This is a genomic window from Pseudoalteromonas galatheae, from assembly GCF_005886105.2.
Lineage (GTDB): Bacteria > Pseudomonadota > Gammaproteobacteria > Enterobacterales > Alteromonadaceae > Pseudoalteromonas > Pseudoalteromonas galatheae.
This window is the reverse complement of the sequence record NZ_PNCO02000001.1, coordinates 2,485,113-2,508,788: the sequence shown is the minus strand read 5'-3', so window position 1 is coordinate 2,508,788 and position 23,676 is coordinate 2,485,113. Positions and strand designations below refer to the sequence as shown.

Genomic DNA, 23,676 nt, shown 5'->3' with positions numbered 1-23,676 from the left:
AATACCTGCGGTGAATTGTTCAAAAATTCACTAATCCACTATAACACTAAAAATGACAGCGTTGTCACTACTTCTGTAAAAATTTTGCAAAAAATTACAATTTAATTTTATTCATGTGAACTCTGAGAAAGCATCAATTGTTGTTTTTAAACATGAAAACTATATTTTAGACATCTAAACCTCTAGATGGGATTTAAATTATGGCATTAACACATAACTTGGGCTTTCCTCGTATAGGCAAAAAGCGTGAACTTAAATTTGCAGTAGAACGCTATTGGTCAGGTGACTTAACGAAAGACGACCTAATCGCAGAAGGAAAGCGTATTCGTGCAAAAAATTGGGCGTTGCAAGCTGACGCAGGTGTTGACCTTCTCCCTGTAGGCGATTTTGCTTGGTATGATCACGTATTGAATATTTCATTACTTGTCGGCGCTATTCCTAGTCGTCACAAAAATAATGAGCCGGTAAATCTTGATACTGTATTTCGGATTGGTAGGGGGCGAGCACCTAGCGGCTGTGCGTGTGCTGCCAGTGAAATGACAAAATGGTTCAACACTAATTATCATTACATCGTCCCTGAGTTAACACAAACGCAGGACTTTGCTCTGACTTGGACGGAGTTATTTACTCAAGTAGAGGAAGCACAATTACTTGGCTACCAAGCAAAACCCGTATTGGTCGGCCCGGTAACCTATCTCTACTTAGCTAAATGCGTTGGTCAAGCGTTTGATAAATTGGCTTTATTAGATAAGTTATTGATTGTATATCAGCAGGTACTCGGCAAGCTTGCAGAGCAAGGCGTTGAGTGGGTACAAATTGATGAACCTATTTTAGCATTGGAAATCGACGATGTTTATCGCAACGCGCTGCGCCGAAGCTTTGATGCGTTGAACGGCCAAGGAGTAAAAGTGTTATTGGCCAGTTATTTTGACTCCGTACAAGCGCATCTTGAAGATATCCAGTCTTACCCCGTAGAAGGCGTACATTTTGACTGCATAGCGGCAAACTATGACTTGGCCGTGTTAGAGGAAGTCGTTGGGCAAGATAGTGTACTGTCCCTCGGGATTGTGAATGGTCGTAACATTTGGCGCTCGGATCTCGAAGGCGTATACCAGCAACTTACTCAGGTTCATGAACGTCGTGGTGATAATCTCTGGCTTGCTCCTTCATGCTCATTATTGCATACGCCAGTCGACTTAGAGCAAGAGCAACAGCTTGACAGTGAATTAAAGTCTTGGCTCGCATTTGCCAAACAAAAAGGGCAAGAGCTGGCATTATTGAAAAATGCATTGGAACAACGTGATATTACCCAGTTGGTCGAATATTCTAAGCCTGTAAAAGCGCGCTTGACCTCTACTCGCGTGAATAATAGCGAGGCACAACAGCGTGTTTCAGCGCTTACAGCAAAAGATGGTCAACGCAATAGTGAATTCGCGATCAGAACTAAAAAACAAGCACAGTCGCTAAATTTACCCCTATTGCCAACCACAACGATCGGCTCCTTCCCACAAACTCAAGCTATTCGTAAGGCACGGCGTGATTATAAGGCGGGTATCTTGAATGCTGATGCTTATCATAGCCAGATGGAAGCGGAGATCCGTTATGCCGTTGAAGAACAAGAAGCGCTTAACTTAGATGTGCTGGTTCATGGCGAAGCGGAGCGCAATGACATGGTTGAGTATTTTGGTGAATTACTCGAAGGTTTTGCCTTTACTCAGTTTGGCTGGGTGCAAAGTTATGGTTCACGCTGTGTTAAACCCCCTGTGATTTGGGGAGATGTTTCGCGTGCAGCACCAATGACAGTTAATTGGACGAGTTATGCACAGAGCTTAACCAAAAAACCGATGAAGGGCATGCTAACAGGACCTGTGACTATTTTATTTTGGTCGTTTGTCAGAGATGACTTAGACAAGCCAAGCATCGCGAATCAAATTGCACTAGCACTGAGAGATGAAGTCGTGGATTTGCAAAATGCAGGAATTAAGGTGATCCAAATCGATGAACCTGCATTTAGAGAGGGGATGCCACTCAAAGCCAGTCAGTGGCAAACCTACTTAGCTTGGGCGGCGTATGCGTTTAGGGTATCCGCAAGTGGTGTGAATGACGAAACACAGATCCATACGCATATGTGTTATTCGGAGTTTAACGATATTATCGCCGCCATTGCAGATATGGATGCAGACGTGATCACGATTGAAACGTCACGTTCAAATATGGCGTTACTCGACGCCTTTGAACATTTTGACTACCCCAATGACATCGGGCCTGGCGTTTATGATATTCATACGCCAAACGTCCCTGAGATGACATGGATAAAAGATTTAATTCACAAAGCAGCGAAGAAAATTCCAGTAGAAAGATTATGGGTGAATCCAGATTGTGGGCTTAAAACTCGAGGATGGCCAGAAACCCGAGCCGCACTTGAGAATATGGTGACAGCGACCAAGGAGCTCAGAAGCGAATTAGGGAAAAGTTAATCTAAAAAGTCCACATACCTCATTGTTTATATACAATGAGGTGTTTGCTAGTTTCTACTCAGTAAAAATGCCATCGCTTGATCTGCGGCTAATGGTTTAGAAACAATATAACCTTGACCAAATTGACAGCCTTTTTGCTTTAATAGCTGCCACTGGGTTTCGAGCTCGATACCTTCAGCGACAACGGTCAGATTAAGTGATTGCGCAAGTTTCAAAATCGCATCAACTAGGGGGTTCTCTCTTTCAGTTAGTTGGTCAATGAAACTCTTATCAATCTTGAGCACATGAATAGGCAGCTGGTGCAAATAACCTAATGCAGAGTAACCCGTACCAAAGTCGTCAAGATAAAGCTTCACTCCAAGGGATTCTAATCCCTGAATAATTTTGGTTGCGAGGGCTAGGTTCGCGATCAATCCAGATTCTGTGATTTCCAAACATAAAGAACCAGGTGTAAGCTCATAGCGATGATAAAGTTGCTGAATTGTATCTACGAACTCTAAGCTTGCGAAATGTCGCGATGAAACATTTACGGTAATACGAATCTTTGGCTGCTTTTGCGCTTTCCAGCGTTTGAGTTGTTTGGCTGCTAATTCCAGCAAATGTAAGTCAAGCTCAATGATCTGTCCGGTTTGCTCTGCAATCGGAATAAAAGCATCTGGAGACACTAGACCATTTTTGGGGTGAAACCAACGGACGAGGGCTTCAAAGCTAACAATAGTGCCTGTCGTTAGGGAAAATATCGGCTGATAATACAGCGAAAATTCATTGTTTTTTATGCCATGCTGCAGATCATTTTCAATATCGGCCTGCTGTTTTAAGCGTTTGCGCATGGCGTTATTAAAATAACATACTTGACCTCGGCCCAAAGATTTTGCTTCGTACATTGCCGCATCTGCTTGTTGCAGTAAATTAATTGCGCTATCGGATTCGTTATCAGTGAATGCAACGCCAATACTGCCAGAAGCTTGTAGAACATGGCCATCTATATGGAGAGGCTTGGTTATGGCGGTGGTGATCCTATTAAGAAGCAGAGTGACTTGTTGCCGGTCTTGGACGTTTTCCATAAAAATCGCAAACTCATCCCCCCCGAGCCGCGCAAAGGTGTCGGTTTTGCGAATGCAGCCATTTATCATCTCAACAATAGCAATTAAGAAATGGTCGCCAACATCGTGGCCAAGTGAGTCATTAATGCTTTTAAATCTGTCTAAATCGAGATAGATCAGGCAGTGCAAATTAGAGGACTCCACTCGCGCTAGCCTCAAAATAGCATGTTTGATCCGCTCTAATAATAAATAGCGATTGGCTAGACCTGTTAAATCATCGTGTAAAGCTCTATGTTCTAGTGCCTGCCTTGAAAGCTGCCGATCTATGGCCATGCTGACTTGACGACTTATATAAGTCAGAATAGATAAATCATGACTCACGAAAGCTTGGTCGTTATTATAGCTTTGCAGCACAATCACGCCCTGATATTGATCATTAACCAAAAATGGTACGCCTAACCAAGAGCGTGGCGAGCGACCCACCATCTTAAAATCACCCCGCGTAATGTGCGCTCTAAATTGATCGTTATCGCATAGCAGAGGTCGTTGGTTCTTCAGAATATAGTAGGATGCAGTATGCTTAATCTGATCTTTTGATACTTTTTGGTGAGCATTACACTTTTCGCCTCCCTCAATCAAATAATCGATTTCTAAAATATCCTGTTGAGTATCATAAAGGCCAATAAAGAAATTCTCGGCGCAAAGCTGAGAGGCAATGATTTTATATAAGTCATCATAAAAAGCTTCAAGGTTCTCAAAGCGGTAAGTGATGTTCGCAATTTTCAGTAGTGATTTTTCTAAATTCTGCGCTTGGTGCAACTGGGTAATCGTGGTTTGGAGGTTTTCTAAGGTGCGTAATTGATGGATTTTGGCGCTGAGTAAATGTGCGACCGTTGATAATATCTGTAAATGCGCGGAGGTAAAATAATCAGCCTCAGGGTGTTCACAGTCAATAACACCGATCAAGTGGCCATCATACTCAAGTGGTACACATAGCTCTGACATGGCTGGCCGTAAATCAGCAATATACATTGGGTGAGAGGCGACGTTCCCAGAAATAAAGGGCGCTCTAGTCGTTGCAACTTGCCCGGTAATACCTGAACCAATCTTTATCTTAGTTTGTTCAACACGATAATCCCCATTAGCATGGCAAACGCCCATACTTGCAGCGACTTCTAAATACTCTTGATAAGGGTCAGCGAGGTAGATAACACAATCTACAAATCCCAGTCGATTAACGACCTGTGTTGTAACGTATTCAAACAATTCGTCAAGTTTGGTTAGATGCAGCAGCGACGAGGAAAACTGGTTAATGATGCTAAGCTGCTCAGTTTTTGATTCTAATTTTTGGTTCTCAGATAGCATACATATTTCTCATGAAAAGATGCTACTAAGTTAACTTAAATTGTATATATTTACCAATTTTGCGAAAAATGAAACCGAGCTAAAAGTAAACTGACAAAATGAAATAATCTGCGCTTGGCCTGAAAAACTTTACTAACACCCATGCGCAGCCTATGATCGGGCAAATTCAGCAGTGGAAGAGAGCAATGACGAGCAAACAAACGCTAACGATTACACGACCAGATGATTGGCATGTGCACCTACGTGATGGTGATGTCTTGGTCGATACGGTAAGAGATATTAGTCGCTACATGGGCCGTGCGATTATCATGCCAAACCTAGTACCACCAGCAACTTGCACAGAGACTGCTTTGGCTTACCGTGACCGCATTATGGCCGCTAATCCTCAAGGTAACTTTCAGCCGCTAATGGTGTTATATCTTACAGATAACACGACTCCTGAAGAAATCAAAAAAGCGAAAGCAACCGGTCATATCGTTGCTGCTAAGTTGTATCCAGCCGGCGCAACAACAAACTCAGCATCGGGCGTAACGGATATTGAAAATGTATATCCAGCGCTTGAAGCGATGCAAGAAGTTGGCATGTTGCTACTCGTACACGGTGAAGTGACGGACTCTTCTATTGATATCTTTGATAGAGAAAAAGTGTTCCTTGAGACGAAATTATCCAAAGTCGTTGATAACTTCCCAACGTTAAAAATTGTACTCGAACATATCACGACAAAAGACGCTGTTGATTTTGTTAATCAAGCGCCTGACAACGTTGCCGCAACTATCACAGCTCATCACTTGCTTTATAACCGCAATCATATGTTGGCTGGTGGCATTCGCCCTCACTATTATTGTTTACCTATCTTAAAGCGCAATACGCATCAACAAGCATTAATTGAAGCGGCGACAAGCGGAAGTAAAAAATTCTTCTTGGGCACAGACTCAGCCCCTCATGCGAAAGATAAAAAAGAAGCTGCATGTGGTTGTGCTGGGGCGTATACCGCACATGCTGCAATTGAGCTCTATGCAGAGGCATTTGAAGATGCAAACGCACTTGATAAGTTAGAAGGCTTTGCTAGTCACTTTGGTCCAGATTTTTATGACCTGCCGCGCAATACGGACACCATTACGCTGACTAAGTCTCCGTGGCAAGTGCCCGATTCATATAAATTAGGTGAAGGAACGGTTGTTCCGATTAAAGCAAGTGCGACAATTGATTGGAAAGTTGAATAAGAGTTAAATAAATTGTAATTAAATCTTCTTGATTTTTACTGAAAAGCGCCATTATGGCGCTTTTTTCGTAACAAAATCAGAAATCACAGAATCCAATTTGTTTTTTATTAATTTTAATATAGTATTCAATATAAATATTAAAACTAACTAAGCTTAATTGAGAGAGTATCAATGCGTGAGATCAAGTCTTTTATTAAAAATGCAAGTTACGGTGATTTAGAAAAAGCTTTAGAGCTAATCCAAAAAGCACTGGATGAGCAAAAGGAACAACAGCAGGCTAAAGAAGAAGTATTGGCTATGCTGAAAGAAAAAGGACTTACGCTTGATGATTTAGTAGGTTCTACCTCTGCTGACCGTCGTTCTAAAGTGAAAGCAAAATACCGTATTGAAAAAGACGGTGAGGTAATTGAGTGGACTGGTCGTGGTAAAACACCTAAAGTATTTCAAGGTGTTAACCTAGACGATTATCTAATCTAATTATGCGTTATTATGAAGGTTGTTAGGTATTGAGCAGCTTTTTTAAATAGCCTAAATAAAAGGCGTATCTTAGCAGATACGCCTTTTTTGACTTAATTATTCATATCCTGAGGTGCTTATTTACGTTCTAAGACCTTATCAGCAAGAAGCGGTACAAAATACACTGGCTCACTTTCGTAAATCTAGCGACTCCGCCGTCATTGTATTACCTACAGGCGCCGGAAAGAGTCTCGTAATTGCAGAGCTTGCGAGGCTTGCGAGGCACAAAATATTAGTATTGACTCATGTTAAAGAGCTGGTAGAGCAAAATGCACAAAAATATAAAAGCTATGGATTGCAAGCGAGCATTTTTTCTGCTGGATTAAAAGAAAAGTCGTTACAGCATCAAGTAACTTTTGCCAGTGTGCAGTCATTGTCTCGAAACTTATCACAACTCAATCAATTTTATTCATTAGTTATCATTGACGAATGCCATCGGGTGAGTGGGGAAGATAATAGCCAGTATCAACAAATTTTAAATCAACTGGCTCAGTTTAATCCTGAGCTAAAGTTATTAGGCTTAACAGCAACACCTTATCGGTTGGGTATGGGATGGATATACCATAAACATTATCATGGTTTTGTTAGAGGAAAAGCTGAATCACCATTCAAGCAGTGTATTTACGAATTACCACTTAGATATATGATAAAGAACTCGTATCTTACGCCGCCAAATAAAATCGACCCAGCCGTTGAGAATTATGATTTTTCTAGTTTAAGTACAGATTCATTTGGGCGTTATTCAGAATCTGATATGAATACATTATTACAAGCACAAACTCGTGCAACAAAGAGCATTATCACTCATTTGCTAGAGCTCAGTGAAAATAGGATGGGGGTAATGATTTTTGCCGCGACGGTTATGCATGCAAAAGAAATTATCGGCTACTTGCCCAAGCAATATAGTGCACTAATAACGGGTGAAACCAAGTCAGCCGTGAGAGATGCACTTATCGTCCAATTTAAAAATAGAGAAATTAAGTATTTAGTTAATGTCTCTGTGCTGACTACCGGATTTGATGCCCCCCATGTTGACGTGATTGCTATCTTAAGGCCCACTGAGTCTGTTAGCCTTTATCAGCAGATTGTAGGCAGAGGACTTAGGTTAGATGAGAACAAAGAAGATTGCTTTGTCATTGATTATGCAGGTAACGACTTTGATTTATTTGCACCTGAAGTCGGAAGTAAAAAGCCAAACTCAGACAATGAGCCCGTTCAGGTGCTTTGCCCAGGTTGTGGCTTTGCCAATATTTTCTGGGGAAAAGTAGACGAACAGGGCAAGCTTATTGAGCATTTCGGCAGGCGCTGTCAGGGGTTACTTGAAGATGATGAAGGCCACTCACAGCAGTGTGATTACCGTTTTAAGTTTAAAGAATGTGAGCAGTGTGGTGCCGAAAATGATATAGCTGCAAGACAATGTCATCAGTGTGGCGAAATAATGGCGGACCCAGATGATAAGTTGCGTGCGGCATTGAATTTAAAACATGCAATGGTACTACGCTGCAGCGGGCTATGTAGCGAAGTGCTCAGTGGTAACAGATTAAAAGTCACTTACTTTGATGAGGATGGAGCAAGTTGCTGTGAGGTCTATGACTTTTCTAATCAAAAGAGTCTATTTATATTCCACCAGCAATTTGCAAAGCGGCGAAAGTCTACGTCGGCACCTGCGAAATGGCGGTTAGCTGAAGAAGTGGTAGATACTGACTTAATTGCACCGGATTTCGTGATTGCTAAATTACACAAGAAGTTTGGTTGGCAGGTTTCTGAAAAACTGTTTGACTATCAAGGTAGCTATAGAAAGGCTGACAAAAGTTAGCCTTTCTATATAAAAGTCGGATTTTCCGTGGCGATTTATTCTTCTGAAGCCATTAAGCCCCAGCCATCGCCATACCCTTCATAGCCATTGGCTATGCTTTCTAGGTATTGTTCAGTCTGACTCAGTAGCTCATGCATCGGGACCATAGTTACCGTGGTGATAACTTCCCAAACACCTGTGTCAGGACATTGTTGTAACTGGGTTTTCGGTGCTAATTCGTCTTTTCCAATCGCGCTAATGAAACGCTTAGCATCATCAGCTTGCTCGAAAAGAATATAAAAATCGATATTCTGCATTTGCGTCAGATCAACGCCAGCAGCGGCAATCTCAGCTAGAAGCTCACCGTTATCATCATTTGGAAATTGCATAATTTTACTCTGCAGGTTCAATTGCTGCTATTGTCCGTCATCTGCAAGAAAATAAAAAGGATGAATGTAAATAAATGTGCGATAAAACCCACTGCGTTACAATAAAATACACCCTATGTTCAGCTTCAGCTCAGTAAAATTGCACTTTCTCTTAAAAGTCGTTTTACAGTATCCATTTTCGCAAGCACAATGGCATTATCGATGCCCATAAGTCGCGATATTTAGGTCGTTTTATTTTAATGAAGCCGTATTTCTCTTGTTTAACACTAGCGCTTTTTTTGTGCTGTTTTTCCTCGTTTTACGTAGGTGCTGAGTCTCGCCCTGCATCAGTAAAAATCTCCAACATTGAAGTCAAAGTCGAAAACGGCGACGTCGAAGACAACATCACTGGTTTTTTAAAATCTTACCAAGGTAAACCAAAAATACCTCGGGTAATGAAAGAGGTGCGTGCGGACATACGTCGCGCTTTGCATGCTTTAGGTTATTATCACTTTGATATTCAAATCAGTGGAGAAGGACAAAACGTCATAGCCGAAGTCAAACTTGAAGCACCACTGAAATGGAAAGATATTAATATTGAGCTTGCGGGCACGGGTAAGGATAATGTGGATTTAGTTTCGCTTATCAAAGATGTACCTATTCAAGTTGGCAAGCAAGTCAATCATGGTGATTACCAGGCAACGAAAAGCCGCTTTGAGAGCGAGCTGCTAGAGCTTGGATATTTTGATTATCAATGGCAAGAGTCCAAATTGCTTGTTCATAAAGCGAATCGCTATGCTGGCGTGCGACTGCTGCTCAACACTGGTAAACGTTACCAATTTGGTGATCTTGCTATTGAGGGAAACACCAAAGCGGCTAACTATATACGTTCACTAAGCCCATTTTCGAAAGGGCAACCTTTTGAAGCGAGTCTTTTGTCTGACTTTAATCTGTCTTTAAATGCAACTCCTTATTTTAGTGCGATAAAGGTTTATCCGCTGTTAAAGGACCGTACGAACGATCAGGTACCAGTTCGAGTGAGTGTTGAAGACAAACCTGCAAATAGCTTTGAAGTGGGTGCTGGCTACAGTGATGATGTGGGTGCAAAAACCCGTTTTAAGTGGACTAAACCCTGGATCACTGAGGATGGCCACTCCTTTGAGTCCAATCTGAGGCTGTCGCAAAAGCAACAAGATATCACAGCAAGTTATACTATCCCGGTAGACAATCCTAACGACGATTTATGGCGTGTGTTAGGTGGTTATAAGGTGCAGGATGAAGTAACGGAAGGGATCAACAGTCGAATTTGGAACGTGCAGGTACAGCGACAATGGCTAACGGATGACGAGTGGGTGAGAACGGCGTTTTTGAAACGTGAACACGAAACCACGGAACAGCTGGGCGAAAAGCAGCGCACGGAAATGTTAATTCCAGGCATTAGCTACTTAAAGAAAGAAAGTAAAGGTGGCGCGCTACCGTATTGGGGTAATGAGCGCCTGATCTCCATTGAAGCTGCAGCAGATTCTGTACTATCGTCTGCAAATATGTTGAAAGTGAGATGGAACAATGAATGGCTAAGAAGCTTTGAAACCAAACATTTATTTTTTGGTCGCTTAGACTTAGGGGCGATCGTGACAAAGGATATTGACCAAATTCCGTTTACCCACCGTTTCCTTGCTGGAGGAGATCAAAGTATCCGTGGTTTTGCCTATGAATCCATCGGTCCTCGCGATGACGAAGGGCGCATACTTGGCGGCAGATATTTAGCCACAGGTACAGTGGAATATAACTATCAATTCCACCCAAGTTGGCGAGCCGCTTTGTTTGTTGATGCGGGTACTGCGACGAACGATTTCTCGGACGCTTGGGAAGTTGGGGCTGGGTTTGGTTTTCGTTATTTAACCCCCGTTGGTCCAATCCGGCTCGACCATGCTTGGGGGCTGACCAAAGAAAGTAAAAGTACGCGTCTCAGTATTGTTATAGGACCTGAAATCTAATGCAGTTCAGAAGCTTAAGAATCAAAATTATTACTGCCATTATTAGCCTATTTTTACTGTTGGTTTGTTTATGCTTTACCTTGCCCGGGCAAAAGTTACTGGTTTGGGTAGCGAATAAAACGGTTTCAGGCATAGAAATCGATGGTTTAGACAAGCGCTTACTATCTGGCGCCAATCTTACGTTGCGTTATCACAATGACGATATTGATATTCGCCTTAGAGACACCAAAGTCACTGTTGAGTGGTTGACCTGTGCCAGCGTTTGCATTGAGCTAGACGCAAAAGCGATAGCGATTGTACAAAAGCAGAAAAGTGTCAACGAAGAGGAAACTACTGAAAGTGGCCAAGTTGAGTTACCACTGCCAATTGCAATAAAACGTGCGCAAGTTCAGCAATTTTCGTTGGAAACGCCTGATATTAAAGTGCAATTGCAAGGCTTGGACACGCAGCTTTCAGGTTCTGGCTCACATTTTAATGTCCCATCTTTGCTGTTAGACAGCGTGAAGTTGACCGCAAAGGCAACCGATCAGCCAGTGCCTACAAAATCGTCGGCACCACTTAATGCATTAGCGCCACTCCAACTACCTAAGATAGACCTGCCGCTAACCGCTGAGCTCGGTGAGATAAAGATTAGCAACCTCGCGATAGATGAGCAGACGCTTGAGAATATCAAGCTTTCTCAAGTTATAGTAGATGAAAATGTGGACGTGGAGCAGGTTCAGCTTAACTATCAAGAGTGGTTTATATCAGCGGCGGCAGAAGTCTTGCTTAGCGACTGGACTATTGACCTGAGATCAACCTTGAGTGCGCCACAGGGTTTAGCCAGTTTAACGCTGGTGGGTCGCCCTCATGATCTTACGCTTACTTTGAATACCGAGGGGATGGCGTTTGCAAAACTGCAAGCCCATGCAGATTTGACAACGACAAACTGGCCATTTGATTTACAGGGTCAAATAGATAAATTAGTTATTCCGTCGGAGCCCACAACTTTAAAAAGTGCGACACTCGGCTTGAGCGGAGATGCCTCAAAATATAATTTGTCAGGCTCACTCGCTGTTAATACTGTGCAGTTTGGTGATGTTACCGCGACACTTGAAGGGCAAGGTGGACTACAAGCGTTTACTCTAGCTAAAGCAGCGCTTCAGCTTGAAAAAGCACAAGCGCAAATAGCGGGACAAGTGAACTGGTCGCAAGGATTGAAGGGTAAAGTGAACGGGGACTTTTCTCAGCTACCCGTCGATAGATTGCTAGGGCTAGTGCAATACGATGCAGGGCTTACGGAAAACGATATGTTGGCAGGTCAATTCGCGCTTGATTTTATCAGTCAAGGTGAGCAGTGGCAGGTTAATGTTGAGCGCTTTAAGCTCGATGGTAAAGTAGCGGGTGCCCCGCTTAATGCGGACGTTAAGGTCGTTGTGGATGAGAGCCTACTAGGTGAGTTTAGCCATGCACGCCTGAATTATGGCAAAAATAGACTGACGGTAAGCGGTGAGCTTGGTCAGCAGTTGGACCTCGATATTGACTTTCAGTTTGAGCAGGCGGCAAATACGCTTATTCCAGCCGACTTAAAGGGCAGTGGTGAAATCTTTGTTCAGGGCGACCACCTCAAGCCGAGGATTCAGACCGATATTAAGTTTGACTCCGTGCGTTACCAGAATATAGCACTACACGATCTCACGACGAAAGGCACGGTTGATATTGCCAATGAAATGACTGGGCAAATTAAACTGGCACTAGACCGTTTGATTGTTGACTCTGAAATGGTTGAAGACATTCGTTTAGCTGTGAAAGGCAATCAGCAGCAACATAATGCGACATTGGATATTCGTGATAAGCGAGTGGTTGCAAGCTTTGAAGTCAATGGCAAGATGCAGCAGTCTACTTGGCAGGGAGAGTTGTCGTCTGGTGAGGTAACTTCTCACGGGCAAACGATAGCATTGCAAAGTCCTGCCGCAATCATGATCAGTGATGTCAGTCAGCGCATTGCAAAGCAGTGTTGGCAGATGGATGATACTGATTTGTGTTTTGCAGCCGAGCAAAAAGGCACACAAGGGCAGGCCGATGTTAAACTAGAGAAGTTGGCACTGGCTAAACTACAAACTTGGTTGCCAGCAGAGCTCAAAATAACAGGTGAAACTCAGGCCGTGGCTAAACTTGCGTGGCAAAACGGCCAAGTGACCCGAGCTGATGGCGAGCTGAACATTGTTGATGCCGGTGTTACGACTCATGGGCAAACATTTTCAATTGCTGAATTTAGAGCGTTATTAAAAACCAATAACAAACAAATTCACGCTGATTGGCGCATGACCTCCGATACTTTAGGTCAGTTCAGTGGTGATACGCGTGTGCCGTTAGATAAACAGTCCCCCCAATTAGCTGGTAGCGTAAAAATAGAGTCAATTGAGTTGGCTAACTTGTCAGCGCTACTAAACCGAGTAACGGAACAAAGCTTTGACCTGCAAGGGGAAGTGTTAGGGGATATAAATATCTCAGGTAGTCTCGCAGCCCCTGAAGTGAACGGTAAACTAACGGCTCAGCGCTTATTTATGTCTTCAGACTCTTTGCCCGTGGAAATCGATAAAGGTCACATCAATCTTGATTTTGATACTACTTCCGCTCAACTAGAGGCTGAGTTAACTGCAGCAAAAGGCGGTAAGGTCGCGCTCACTGGCGAAGCTTTTTGGTCACCTGAGCTCTCTGCCGAAATCAAAATAAAGGGCGAAAATATTTACGTGCAGCCAGACTCGCAGATTGAACTAACCGCAAGCCCGGATTTAACACTTGCCTATAAAGATAAAATTGCGCGAATACTTGGAGAAATTGTGGTGCCGTTTGGTCGAGTAAATATTGAATCTCTGCCAGAGGGAGTTACATCTCCAAGCGACGATGAAATCATTGTTGATGCCAAGGTGAAAAAGCAGATGTCGGTGCCAGTGCAACACGAAATAGATTTAAAACTGACCGTTAAAGATAACTTTAGGGTGAAGGCTTTAGGACTAGATAGCTTTGTTACCGGTGCAATCGAAATTGATAAGCAAGTTGAGTCGCCAATGTTAGCAACAGGAGAGTTACAACTAAGAGAGGGTAAATATCGTGCATTTGGCCAAGACTTGTTGATCCGCACAGGACAAATTGGCTTCAATGGCGCACTAGATAAACCGTATTTGAACATTCGAGCTATTCGAAATCCAGCGACAACCGCCAATGATGTGATAGCCGGTGTTGAGCTCACAGGCAATATTGCTAAGCCGCGTTTGACTGTATTTTCAGAGCCAGCAATGGATCAAGCCAAAGCGCTGTCTTACCTACTTAACGGTCAGCCTTTAGGGGAGTCTGAAACCTCTAACAATGCGCTACTCACGCAGTTTTTACTCTCACAGGGAATTGACCGCAGTGAAGGATTCTTTAGTAAGGCAGGTGAATCGCTTGGACTTTCGGATGTCAATCTATCAGCAAAAGGCAGTGGCGACGATACACAAGTCGAGGTGTCAGGCTATATCACCCCCAATGTTCAGGTCAGTTATCGTGTTGGGGTGTTTGAGTCAATCAATGAAATTGCACTGCGCTATCGTGTTTTTTCGAAGTTTTATGTTGAAGCCACGAGCGGTTTGTACAACAGTATAGACTTCTTATACAAGTTTGATTGGGATGACAAATGAAACTGCTCTGGCTCGCTCTAGGTTTTGTGATATTTCCTCTCAAAGCACAAGAAACGACGGAAATTAGAATTAGCGCTGGTGCCGATCCGTACATTATAGAATTGCTCACTTTAGCTCTCTCTTACCAGGTAGAGTCATCAAGGCTTGTATCAGTGAGAAGCATCCCTTCTCAAGACAGAGCGGTGCGCCTGCTTGGAGAAAAAGGAGGGCTGGATGTCAGTTGGTTAGTGACTAACTCACAGCGCGAAAAGGCCGCAAGTGCAATTCGCATTCCCTTAGTGAAAGGGATTTTAGGTTATCGCATTCCTTTAGTGCACAAGCATAATAAAACCTTACTGAGTGGCGTGCGTTATACAGGCGACTTGCGTCGAGTTACTTTTGGTTTACGCAGAGATTGGCCTGACCATCAGATTTTTGAGCGTAATGGCCTCAGCGTGACCTCTTTTTCACAAGAAGACAGTGGTTATGACATGCTGTTGAAAAAACGTTTTGATGTGTTGCCAAGTGATTTAGTGAGTATTGAAGCTGCTCTGAGTGACACTGATTTGGTAGCAGATCAGCATGTGGTGTTTTACTATCCTTCTGCGGTATATTTTTTTGTTTCTCACAACAACCCGTTGCTCCATAGTCAAATTGAGAAAGGTCTCAAAAATGCACTGCAAGATGGCCGGTTTGAGGCTTTATTTTTAAAACATTTTTCCGCTCGCCTTGAAAAGCTAGATCTTAAAAACAAAACAGTCATAGAATTAGACAATCCAAGTCTGCCACCCAGTGCGCCGTTGGAGGTACCATTTTATTGGTATAAACAAGGAAAATAATAATGAAAAAAACCCTACTATCTATTGCGCTTGTCATAAGTTCATCTCTTGTCTTAGCAAAACCTTACACAAAGTCACCATCTGAAGTCGTTGCTGAGGCCAACAGCAGCGACTGGCAGCAACTGGATCCTGAAAATATTCTCAAAATAGAATTACAAACAGGATCGGTCTACATCGTGCTCAATCCTGAACTTGCACCTAATCATGTGGCAAATATTAAAGCGTTAGCACGAGAGGGCTTTTACACTAATTTGAGTATGTATCGGTTTGTGGAAAACTTTGTGGCCCAAGGTGGCGATATGTCGGACAAAAAAATGCCACAAAAAGGAAAGAAAGCGATTGCCGCTGAGTTTTTTCATAGCACAGAATCAACCTTGAAGATCACATCGCTAGATGCTGTGGACGGCTACGCGCCACGTACCGGGTTTCTAAATGGTTTTGCCGTAGGACAAAATGAAGCTGGAACCAAAACTTGGATGACACACTGCGTTGGTTCGTTTGCCATGGCTAGAACCAACGATATTAATAGTGGTGGTACTGAGTTTTACATCACGTTGACGCCGCAGCGATATCTAGACAAAAACACCACTGTGTTTGGACAGTTGTTATCGGGAATGGAGCATGTTCAGCACCTAGATCGTAAGCCGATTGCGGGACAAGCGTTCAATGTTATCAAAGGCGTTACGGTATTGGCTGATGTAAAAGGTGCGCCTTCGTTTAAAAGGCTAAAAACAAATACGCCGATTTTTGAGTCGCTAATTGCTGCGCGTAAAAATAGAGCGGGAGATTGGTTTGTTGATACGCCAAACCATATAGATATATGTTCGGTCTCCGTCCCGGTTGAAATGGAAGACGCGAAGGGGAATAAATAACCTGAGCTGCGGATAATTAATGCCTTTCTAGCAGCTAGTTTTAGCGCTAACTGCGTTGAATTCACTTCCAATAGCCAGCTATTGGTGCGTAAATTCGCCTTGTTTTCCCTAAAACTCTCTGGCTAGACAAGGAAAAAACTAAGTTTTGCTTTAACAACAATGAGTTGGAACATTCCTTATCCAAACCTCAGGTTAAATAGTAATACTTAGATGTGATAAAAAGCCATGTGAGAACATGGCTTTTTTACGTTTTACTGTCGGTTAGTTCTTACCGCATACGGAGTTTGATCTTGTTCACTCGAGCGATAAGGATTGATATCTAACCCGCCGCGGCGAGTATAGCGCGCATAAACGGATAATTTTTCTGGGCTAAAGGTGCGCCAAAGCTCACAGTAAATGCGCTCTACACATTGCTCATGGAACTCGTTGTGGTCACGGAATGAGATTAGGTACTTAAGCAGCGCTTCTCGGTCGATTTGCTTACCACGGTAACTGATCACTACGCTTGCCCAGTCTGGTTGTGAAGTGATCAGGCAATTTGACTTGAGTAAGTGGCTGTGAAGGGTCTCTTCAACCATTTCATCAGAGGCAAGCTTTAGTAAGTCACTATTTGGTGTGTAGGTATCAACTTCAATATCCAGCTCATCGATACATTCACCAGGGAGACGTGTGAAAGGAATACAATTGAATTCATCTGCGCCAAATAATGTCACGCTAACTTGGCTATTTGATGCTGTGGACAGATCCGCAGCTAGCGTTTGACGCACGGTTTCCATCGTATCAAAGCGACTTTGGTTAAAGCTATTCAAGTAAAGTTTGAACGATTTTGACTCAATGATATGTGAGCTTTGGCAAGGAAACACAAAAGTGGCAACCGCAACTTGAGGTTTACCCTTGTTATTGAGCCAAGACAGTTCGTAGCCTGTCCAGGTATCTTCACCTTTGAATGGTAAAGCGGACTCATCAACATTGATTTGGTCACGATTAAGTTTACGTGCAATGGGGTGCAGCAGGCTTGGAGTATAAACACTGGCGTATTCTGTGGTTTTACCAAGCACAGAAGATTGCAGCTCTGGCGAGTTACTGTAGTCTGTCATGTTAATTCAAATCTCGTTACAATGCGGTCATTATAACGAATGTTTACCTCGGGATTAATAGCATTTTGCTTAATTAAACGAAACAAGTATTCAGCCCGAGGTGAGAAAAATAAAGAGAGCTTTATATATGACTCAGCCCGTAAATATGGCGCGCTTGCATCAAGCCTATGTAGATTATCATCAACAGATCTTTAAAGATTTACCGAGTACCGAGTATGATGAAAGTTGGCCAAGCCCATGTGAGCAGGGTGAACCGAACAAGCTTAACGAGATAAAATGGCTAGCGGTAGAGCGCTCGCCAGTGGGGCATTTAAATGATTTAGCCAAAGCGTTGGAAACGCAATTTCCTGAGGGATTGAACGGACTGTATGGTGATTTCTTTGCTGGCAATATCGTGGCATTTATTGAGGGTAAGCAAATTGAGCTACTGCAAGCATGGAATGAAGATGACTTCGAGCGCTTGCAGCAAAATATCACCGGGCATATTTTAATGAAGCGCAGGCTCAAACAACCTGAAACCGTATTTATTGGCTTAACAGAAGCAGATGACTTATTGGTGTCGGTCGATGTCGCTACGGGTCAAGTTGGGTTAGAGTTTGTCGGTAAGAAGCAGCACCATGTTTTGGCAGATTCTATCGCGGAGTTTGTGGAAAAGCTGACCGTTAACTATCCAATATAGCTAATTGATATAAAGGAGCTTGCGCTCCTTATTGAAAGTCCCACGAAATATTCGAGACCAATTGGCAAGTTTCACATCGAAAGTCGAAAAGGCCGAACCAAGGCTCCTCGAGTAACCAGTCTCCCTGGCAGCTTGGGCATTTTCTTGCTTTTTCTGCGGCGAGGTTTTCGCCGCCAACACGATACAGATAATAGTAAACCGGCTTTTTCGTGAGATAGCGAATACGTTTGCTCAAATCCATGCCACGTCTAAACAAATCGCTACTCATGCTGGAAATTTCCTCCAGTGCAGCAAATTCGCAGCGAGTCGCACCATTGATCTGTATTTGGTCGCAGGCTTGCCAATCTTCTTTCCATTTGATCAGTGCTTTGTAATCACCGTTGGCAATCGCTGGGATTTTATATAAAGGCACTGGCAAAAAGTCGTCGCCACAATACAGTGGACTACAAGTGTGTACGTATGTGGTGTAGAGAATGTAGCTTGATGGTTCATGACAGGCATCAGCGCTGTTGGCATGTATATCTTGTCCAAAAACTTTGACCTTAGGTGCAAGTAAGCCTGATTGCTGTAGTTGGTCAATCGCAAACTTCACAAAAGGACTATGGTTTAATGGATGCAAAGCGTCTTCTTCAGGACACATCACGCGAGTAATGAAATAACCATCTTTAAGTACGGTTGGAAATTCGTCACCAATGATTTGACCATTAAAGCGAAGTGCGTTGACCACACGGTTGATGGCCTGCTCAGCAGCATCTAAGGTGGTTTCCTCATAGCAATCAAACGTTAAGTCGACAACAAACACTACGACTTCTCCAATAATGCAATGAGCTTATCAAGCTTAGCTTCAATTCTATCTAATTGGCTTTGTGAACTTGCTTTGACGACCTCTTCAACCTCTTGATAGTGATCAATACAGGTAGGGTCTTGTTTGTACGCAGCAATGCCCGAGATAACGTCTGGCATTGCGACGCTTTGAGTTAATTTGCTTTTTGTTAGCGCGACGGTTGGAGTCTTTCCACTATCGACTAATTTTTTGATAGCTCTGGCAACAGCAGGGTGCATAGAGGTTCCTAAACGCCTTAATCATAGGAATTGATCATAGCACCAAGTTACGCAAGGAGCGATTGCTTTAGCTATCTTAACATCGCATCTAGTTCGTCAATGATTTCACTCCAATCGGCGTCTTCTTTCAGCGATTCTTCAATAAAGTGACGCTGTCCTTCATTCCAAAATGGTGCTTGGCTTAACAGCATACCGTCAGGAAGGCGGTGTTGTTTGACAAACCCTTCAATCGCCTTGGGATTGTTATCCAGCCCAAGTTGGGCAAATAAAGTACTCATAGTGTGGCGACTAGTATCCATATCATTCTCCCTCGTTTGCTTGAATTTTACTCACTAACTATAGTAAAGGTGGTTGTAAAACCTTTAGCAAGTCGTCATCGATAAAAACCATAATGACCAATGCGATGATAAATATACAAGTCTACGACTGAATAAATTGTGACTAGTATCAATTTCTGTCATTAATAGTCGCACATTATTGGAGTACACAAAAATTTTGAGGTTTTGATATTAAGTAGTATTTCGACATGATTATCAGAAGCTTGGGGCAATAACAATAAGGAACCGTGATGTCAGTAGAAACTTCTCAGCATGAATTAATCGTTAGATATTTAAATCCAGAAGATATCAATGTAGCCGCGAGTGTGTTGTATCAGGCTTACCATGATGATCCGCTACTCAAGCAGGTACTGGAGGCAAAACAAGAAGCCACCTTTGAAAAAAAGCTCAGATCTTTAATACGTGAAGAGCTTTCAGCATTTGGCCAAACGGGTCAGCCGATGGTGGGGTTATATCATCAAGATAGATTGGTCGCGGTAGCATGTGTTATTGCAAATAGTGATGAATTGAGTGCAAATCGACAATGGCATTGGCGATTACGACTTATGATGAGCGCAGGGTATTTGCAAACGCAACAGCTGATTGAGAAAGAAAAGTCGATTAGACAAGCGTTGCAAGCACATGAGCCGTGTCACTTTTTATCCCTAATTGCTGTTGACCCTCATGTTCAAAGGCTTGGTTATGGTCACTATTTACTTACTGCACTTGATGACTTAATTACACAAAGTAAAGAAACAAACGGGATGGCTGTATTTATTACCAAACCGGAACAAGCGCAGTTTTTTGCAGGTCATGGTTATCAAATCTTACAAAATATGGAGTTTAGCTCTGTAGAGGGCACATTGTTATTTAAGAACAAATAGCAACAATGGAAATTACTATGTGAGAGATCTCGTACGAGAATGTGGGTAAAGGCGCTTTGTAGTACCGAATTTGTAGTGTGTTTTTGAGTTATGGTGCTGATTTTAAAAGAGTTACTTTATTTTTCCTTTAGATGACAAGAAAAAGATTGTTCCTAGCTATCTAACAAAAATGCTCAATCTCCGTAAACTTAACAATGTAAGGAAACACAAGAGCAGGAGCTCAGCGTCAAAGGATAAGGAATTTGACAACAAGAGAAGGATGTATTGCATAAGGCAAGGAAGATCTGGAACTCGAGGAAGCGAGTGTGAAGTGGAACTTCACTAGGGATAAGGAGACACACGGAGTGTCAAGGAGCGCGGGAAGCGTAGTGGAGCAAGGAAGAGTAAATAGGGATGAGCAAGGCTTTAGGATGAAGGAGCGCAATCTGGATGATTGCGAAGCGGATGGGTTACACTGGATGTAACAATGTATAGGGAGCACATAAGGACTATGTGAAGCGGAGCCAAGATGGTGTTGGAGCGCGGGAAGCGAAGTGGAGGCCAAGAGGGCTAAAATGGAGATGCACTGGAAGTGCTAATGGATGACACAAGGATGAGAGTAGGGTAAGTCGGAGTACATACCCGTTCAGGGGAAGAAGAATTGGCGGATTGCTTTTGGGTTGTAAAGCAGAGGAATCGGATACCTCTTGGGATAATCGTCAGGATTGAGGCGCAGCAAATAGGCTAGCGCCTTAGTTTTTTGGCGTCTCGAGTCTGTAATCGCTCCTTATTCTGGAATCATACTCAAAACCTATCGGCTTGTAGTTTCAAACCATCTCTATGCTTATTGCAATATTAGTCCTTCATTTTAGTTTTATACCGATTTTATTAAGTAATTGATTTACATCGAAACGTGAAAATAACTTTAGTCGCTGGGTAAAAAGCTTCCTTTTTTGGTTAAAAGAAACATTTTTAACGAAGCTCATATGTTATTTCATCTTTCAAAGTAGTCGAAGAATTCATTCAATTGGTGTCAATGCGCTACAGGCTCTCTTTATTGAGAGACTATCCAGTACTCAGAAACTTATAACAAACAAAAATAGCTAAGGAAAAAAAATGGAATGGTACCTAACTGTATTAAAAAGATATTCTGATTTTAGCGGACGCTCAAGACGTAAAGAGTATTGGATGTTTATCCTGATCAACGCGCTGATAGGCTTTGTAATTGGGATAGTTGACGGGCTCTTAGGGACCCTTATTTTAACTGGTATTTATTATTTAGTGGTACTAGTACCCACTGTCGCTGTATCCATTCGCCGTCTTCATGACACTGGGCGTTCTGGTTGGTGGGTTTTGGTAAGTTTTGTACCTATTATTGGTTTGATAGCCATCATATATTTTACTGTACTGGATAGTGATGTTGGAGAGAATGAATACGGACCAAGTGTTAAAGGATATGTGTAACTAACGACACAGGGGTAATAAAATGAGCCACACCATGTATCTATATGAAGTTGAGCATCAAGACATTAATAATGTGATCAGTTCAGGTTCTAATAGCGAGATTTTCTCACAAATAGTGGCGAACAAAAGTGATGAAGAGGTAAGGGGGCTAAGAAGGCTTTTTGATAAAAGTTATAGTCGCCACCCTGACTCGCTTGAAAGTAAAGATGCAGCCGAACTTATCATAGCACTTCAGCATGTATTTATCTTACTAATGGGCAAGCCGTGTCTTTTGAATTTACCCTAGATGAAGATATCGCCCCTGAATTATTTGACTTTCCATTTGATGATTGGGATGAAGATGATTTTGGTATGCCTATCAGTGTCGATGGTGTGCCTGCAGTAATATACAGAAATAACAAGTCGCTGTTAGACTATCATCATAAGTTTCAAACTGTATTGACCGAAGAGCGGTATGATGAAGATAGCATTGACGAGGACGATTTAAGAGAGTTGGTTGGCTTTTTAGAACGGGCAACGGCTCATCGTCGCGGGGTGTGTATATTTTGCTTTGAGTGATGGCTTAAACACTTTTGATAGGTACTTAAATTCGATTTAATTTAAGTACCTACTTCAACACTTAATAGACTAGCTCGCGATTTTATAAGCGGGCAATTCTTTTTTGACTAATCGTTCATTTTCTAAGTAAAGCTTACCTTGATAGGCTGACTCGCCATCTGAACTAAACTCAAACATAAATTGGCTTTTTATTCCAAGTTTGCCGTCTTTTAATACGCCGAAACGGCGCTTAATGCAGGCAACACTTAACAGTTGCACTTGCAAACTTTCAGCTTGATGCTGTGCATGCCTATTTGCCGCTTCTGCGATCTGACGGCTATACCAAAATAGCGCGATAACAGATGATACGATGATAAAAAGCCAAAGCGTTGTCATTTAAGAAAATAACCTTCCAATTGCACGAGACAGAGTTTCACTGCGATTTTCTGCCCTAATAATCCCTAAAACATGTGGGCGTAATATAGGTATTGCAACTAAGTCTGCGAAAATACTGCTGAAAAGTCCATCGATTTGATTATTTTCAGCGGCTTTTTCCATAAAGATAAAGAGCCTTTGCTGGTCGGTTAATGTCTCCCAAGCACGCCCTGCAATAGTGAGTAAGCAATCTGCATCTGAACCCAACTCGGATGCTAAAATAGTGTCTACTGCTTGCGCGATGAGACCAAGCGCGTGACTTCCCGACATTGCACGCAAATTGGTGACTACAGCGTCCTTATTTTGCTCGTAGCATGCGCGGGTTAAAGCGGCTAAAAAGTCTTCGGTTTGTGGTGTTGAGATCGTAACGTGCTCAAGCATTGCGGCTAATGGGGTTTTAACTTCTGCCGGCAAAACAGACCAAACCTGTTGCAGGTTGCTCGCATTATGACCATGGTCTAGACGTAGGGCAAAATCAGCAATGCCTTGTAGCGCTATTTCTTGCCAGCGTTCAAACCCGAGCTTACCAGAAAAATAGAGTTCGGCGTGCTCGTAATATTGAGAAGCCGGGCGATTAAGTTCACGCTTTAATAGCGCATTGAACGCTGCGAGTTTGTTCGCATTTGGTGTGAAGACATAAGGGTTGTTATCAAGCTTCCCTTGAGCGGTTTCGCCCGTGAGTTGTGTACCTAATGCTTCGAGTACCATGGAGGCAAAGTGGTCACGGCTGGCGATAATGAGTTTGCTTTGCTCATCCAGTGGAAATTTTAAAAACCAAACATAAGGATCAACGGTTGCTTCATTATCCCAAAATTGAATTGCCATGATGGCATGACCACCAAGCGGATACGGATAAGGGACTTGAGTATTCTCGATTTGCGCAAACTGCTTCTTATCTATTTTTGTGATACGTCGACCCATATCATAGACTCGCCACTGGGTACCGGCGTTTGTTAGTAATTCACCTAAAGTTGAAATTTGCGCTGTCATGAATGCTCTATATGTTACTTATATTTTCAATAGCGGCAATTATAGCTACTTTTGGAGGCGCTGATAAGCCTATGAAAAAGGTGCACTTGAGAGAATTGG

Annotated in this window: 21 protein-coding genes; 13 read left to right on the top strand and 8 right to left on the bottom strand. The window is 42.7% G+C overall.

Annotation, left to right across the window (positions count from 1 at the left end; all coding sequences use genetic code 11):
- Positions 1-200 precede the first annotated feature (200 nt).
- Positions 201-2,477, top strand: coding sequence for a 5-methyltetrahydropteroyltriglutamate--homocysteine S-methyltransferase (gene metE, locus CWC29_RS11060; protein ID WP_138521206.1), 2,277 nt, complete (start codon positions 201-203; stop codon positions 2,475-2,477).
- Between the two features lie 47 nt (positions 2,478-2,524).
- On the opposite strand, the gene CWC29_RS11055 is transcribed toward metE, so the two are convergent.
- A complete protein-coding gene (locus CWC29_RS11055; protein ID WP_138521208.1) occupies positions 2,525-4,885 on the bottom strand; it encodes a bifunctional diguanylate cyclase/phosphodiesterase in 2,361 nt (786 codons plus the stop codon).
- A 185-nt stretch (positions 4,886-5,070) separates the two neighbouring features.
- Between CWC29_RS11055 and pyrC the strand changes: the two genes are divergently transcribed.
- The 3 genes from pyrC to CWC29_RS11040 all read left to right on the top strand — a co-directional run bounded on the left by pyrC (position 5,071) and on the right by CWC29_RS11040 (position 8,440).
- Positions 5,071-6,108: a dihydroorotase gene (gene pyrC / locus CWC29_RS11050; protein WP_128726904.1), complete on the top strand. Its 1,038-nt coding sequence runs from the start codon at positions 5,071-5,073 to the stop codon at positions 6,106-6,108.
- Positions 6,109-6,279: 171 nt separating this feature from the next.
- A complete protein-coding gene (locus CWC29_RS11045) occupies positions 6,280-6,585 on the top strand; it encodes an H-NS histone family protein (RefSeq protein WP_128726903.1) in 306 nt (101 codons plus the stop codon).
- A gap of 112 nt (positions 6,586-6,697) precedes the next feature.
- Positions 6,698-8,440, top strand: a complete 1,743-nt coding sequence (locus CWC29_RS11040) for a DEAD/DEAH box helicase family protein (protein WP_138521210.1) — start codon at positions 6,698-6,700, stop codon at positions 8,438-8,440.
- 35 nt (positions 8,441-8,475) lie between these two features.
- On the opposite strand, the gene CWC29_RS11035 is transcribed toward CWC29_RS11040, so the two are convergent.
- Positions 8,476-8,808, bottom strand: coding sequence for a ribonuclease E inhibitor RraB (locus tag CWC29_RS11035; protein ID WP_128726901.1), 333 nt, complete (start codon positions 8,806-8,808; stop codon positions 8,476-8,478).
- 239 nt (positions 8,809-9,047) lie between these two features.
- Here CWC29_RS11035 and CWC29_RS11030 point away from each other — a divergent pair, with 239 nt between their 5' ends.
- From CWC29_RS11030 to CWC29_RS11015, 4 genes are read left to right on the top strand one after another with little or no spacing between them, the layout of a single operon-like run.
- Entirely contained in the window at positions 9,048-10,784 is a 1,737-nt protein-coding gene (locus CWC29_RS11030; RefSeq protein WP_138521212.1) for an autotransporter assembly complex protein TamA, read from the top strand.
- Positions 10,784-14,443 carry an autotransporter assembly complex protein TamB gene (gene tamB, locus CWC29_RS11025; protein ID WP_128726899.1) on the top strand — a complete coding sequence of 1,220 codons (3,660 nt, stop codon included), beginning with the start codon at positions 10,784-10,786 and terminating at the stop codon, positions 14,441-14,443. The genes CWC29_RS11030 and tamB overlap by 1 nt, the downstream gene beginning before the upstream one ends.
- Complete coding sequence (locus tag CWC29_RS11020; protein ID WP_138521214.1) at positions 14,440-15,261, top strand: type 2 periplasmic-binding domain-containing protein; 822 nt, start codon at positions 14,440-14,442, stop codon at positions 15,259-15,261. The genes tamB and CWC29_RS11020 overlap by 4 nt, the downstream gene beginning before the upstream one ends.
- A gap of 2 nt (positions 15,262-15,263) precedes the next feature.
- The gene (locus tag CWC29_RS11015; protein ID WP_138521216.1) at positions 15,264-16,133 is read left to right on the top strand and encodes a peptidylprolyl isomerase; all 870 of its coding nucleotides are present in this window, start codon (positions 15,264-15,266) and stop codon (positions 16,131-16,133) included.
- Between the two features lie 251 nt (positions 16,134-16,384).
- Here CWC29_RS11015 and queF read toward each other — a convergent pair whose 3' ends face one another.
- Positions 16,385-17,230: an NADPH-dependent 7-cyano-7-deazaguanine reductase QueF gene (gene queF, locus CWC29_RS11010; protein WP_138521218.1), complete on the bottom strand. Its 846-nt coding sequence runs from the start codon at positions 17,228-17,230 to the stop codon at positions 16,385-16,387.
- A gap of 127 nt (positions 17,231-17,357) precedes the next feature.
- Between queF and syd the strand changes: the two genes are divergently transcribed.
- Complete coding sequence (gene syd, locus CWC29_RS11005) at positions 17,358-17,909, top strand: SecY-interacting protein (RefSeq protein ID WP_128726895.1); 552 nt, start codon at positions 17,358-17,360, stop codon at positions 17,907-17,909.
- A 28-nt stretch (positions 17,910-17,937) separates the two neighbouring features.
- Here the strand turns inward: syd and CWC29_RS11000 are convergent, their stop codons facing one another.
- The 3 genes from CWC29_RS11000 to CWC29_RS10990 all read right to left on the bottom strand — a co-directional run bounded on the left by CWC29_RS11000 (position 17,938) and on the right by CWC29_RS10990 (position 19,270).
- Positions 17,938-18,711 (bottom strand): Zn-ribbon-containing protein, encoded by a 774-nt coding sequence (locus CWC29_RS11000; RefSeq protein ID WP_128726894.1) that lies wholly within the window; start codon positions 18,709-18,711, stop codon positions 17,938-17,940.
- Positions 18,711-18,971 (bottom strand): hypothetical protein, encoded by a 261-nt coding sequence (locus tag CWC29_RS10995; RefSeq protein WP_045964353.1) that lies wholly within the window; start codon positions 18,969-18,971, stop codon positions 18,711-18,713. The genes CWC29_RS11000 and CWC29_RS10995 overlap by 1 nt, the downstream gene beginning before the upstream one ends.
- Positions 18,972-19,042: 71 nt before the next feature.
- On the bottom strand, positions 19,043-19,270 hold the full coding sequence (locus CWC29_RS10990) for a DUF2789 domain-containing protein (RefSeq protein ID WP_128726893.1): 228 nt from the start codon (positions 19,268-19,270) through the stop codon (positions 19,043-19,045).
- A gap of 269 nt (positions 19,271-19,539) precedes the next feature.
- Between CWC29_RS10990 and CWC29_RS10985 the strand changes: the two genes are divergently transcribed.
- The 4 genes from CWC29_RS10985 to CWC29_RS10970 all read left to right on the top strand — a co-directional run bounded on the left by CWC29_RS10985 (position 19,540) and on the right by CWC29_RS10970 (position 22,173).
- Complete coding sequence (locus CWC29_RS10985; RefSeq protein WP_128726892.1) at positions 19,540-20,172, top strand: GNAT family N-acetyltransferase; 633 nt, start codon at positions 19,540-19,542, stop codon at positions 20,170-20,172.
- Between the two features lie 1,095 nt (positions 20,173-21,267).
- On the top strand, positions 21,268-21,615 hold the full coding sequence (locus CWC29_RS10980; protein ID WP_128726891.1) for a DUF805 domain-containing protein: 348 nt from the start codon (positions 21,268-21,270) through the stop codon (positions 21,613-21,615).
- Between the two features lie 22 nt (positions 21,616-21,637).
- Positions 21,638-21,901, top strand: coding sequence for a hypothetical protein (locus tag CWC29_RS10975; RefSeq protein WP_128726890.1), 264 nt, complete (start codon positions 21,638-21,640; stop codon positions 21,899-21,901).
- Positions 21,880-22,173: a hypothetical protein gene (locus CWC29_RS10970; RefSeq protein ID WP_128726889.1), complete on the top strand. Its 294-nt coding sequence runs from the start codon at positions 21,880-21,882 to the stop codon at positions 22,171-22,173. The genes CWC29_RS10975 and CWC29_RS10970 overlap by 22 nt, the downstream gene beginning before the upstream one ends.
- A gap of 69 nt (positions 22,174-22,242) precedes the next feature.
- On the opposite strand, the gene CWC29_RS10965 is transcribed toward CWC29_RS10970, so the two are convergent.
- Both CWC29_RS10965 and CWC29_RS10960 read right to left on the bottom strand, forming a co-directional pair.
- Positions 22,243-22,548 carry a DUF3301 domain-containing protein gene (locus CWC29_RS10965; protein WP_039496919.1) on the bottom strand — a complete coding sequence of 102 codons (306 nt, stop codon included), beginning with the start codon at positions 22,546-22,548 and terminating at the stop codon, positions 22,243-22,245.
- Complete coding sequence (locus tag CWC29_RS10960) at positions 22,549-23,577, bottom strand: DUF3549 family protein (protein WP_128726888.1); 1,029 nt, start codon at positions 23,575-23,577, stop codon at positions 22,549-22,551.
- Between the last annotated feature and the right edge of the window lie 99 nt (positions 23,578-23,676).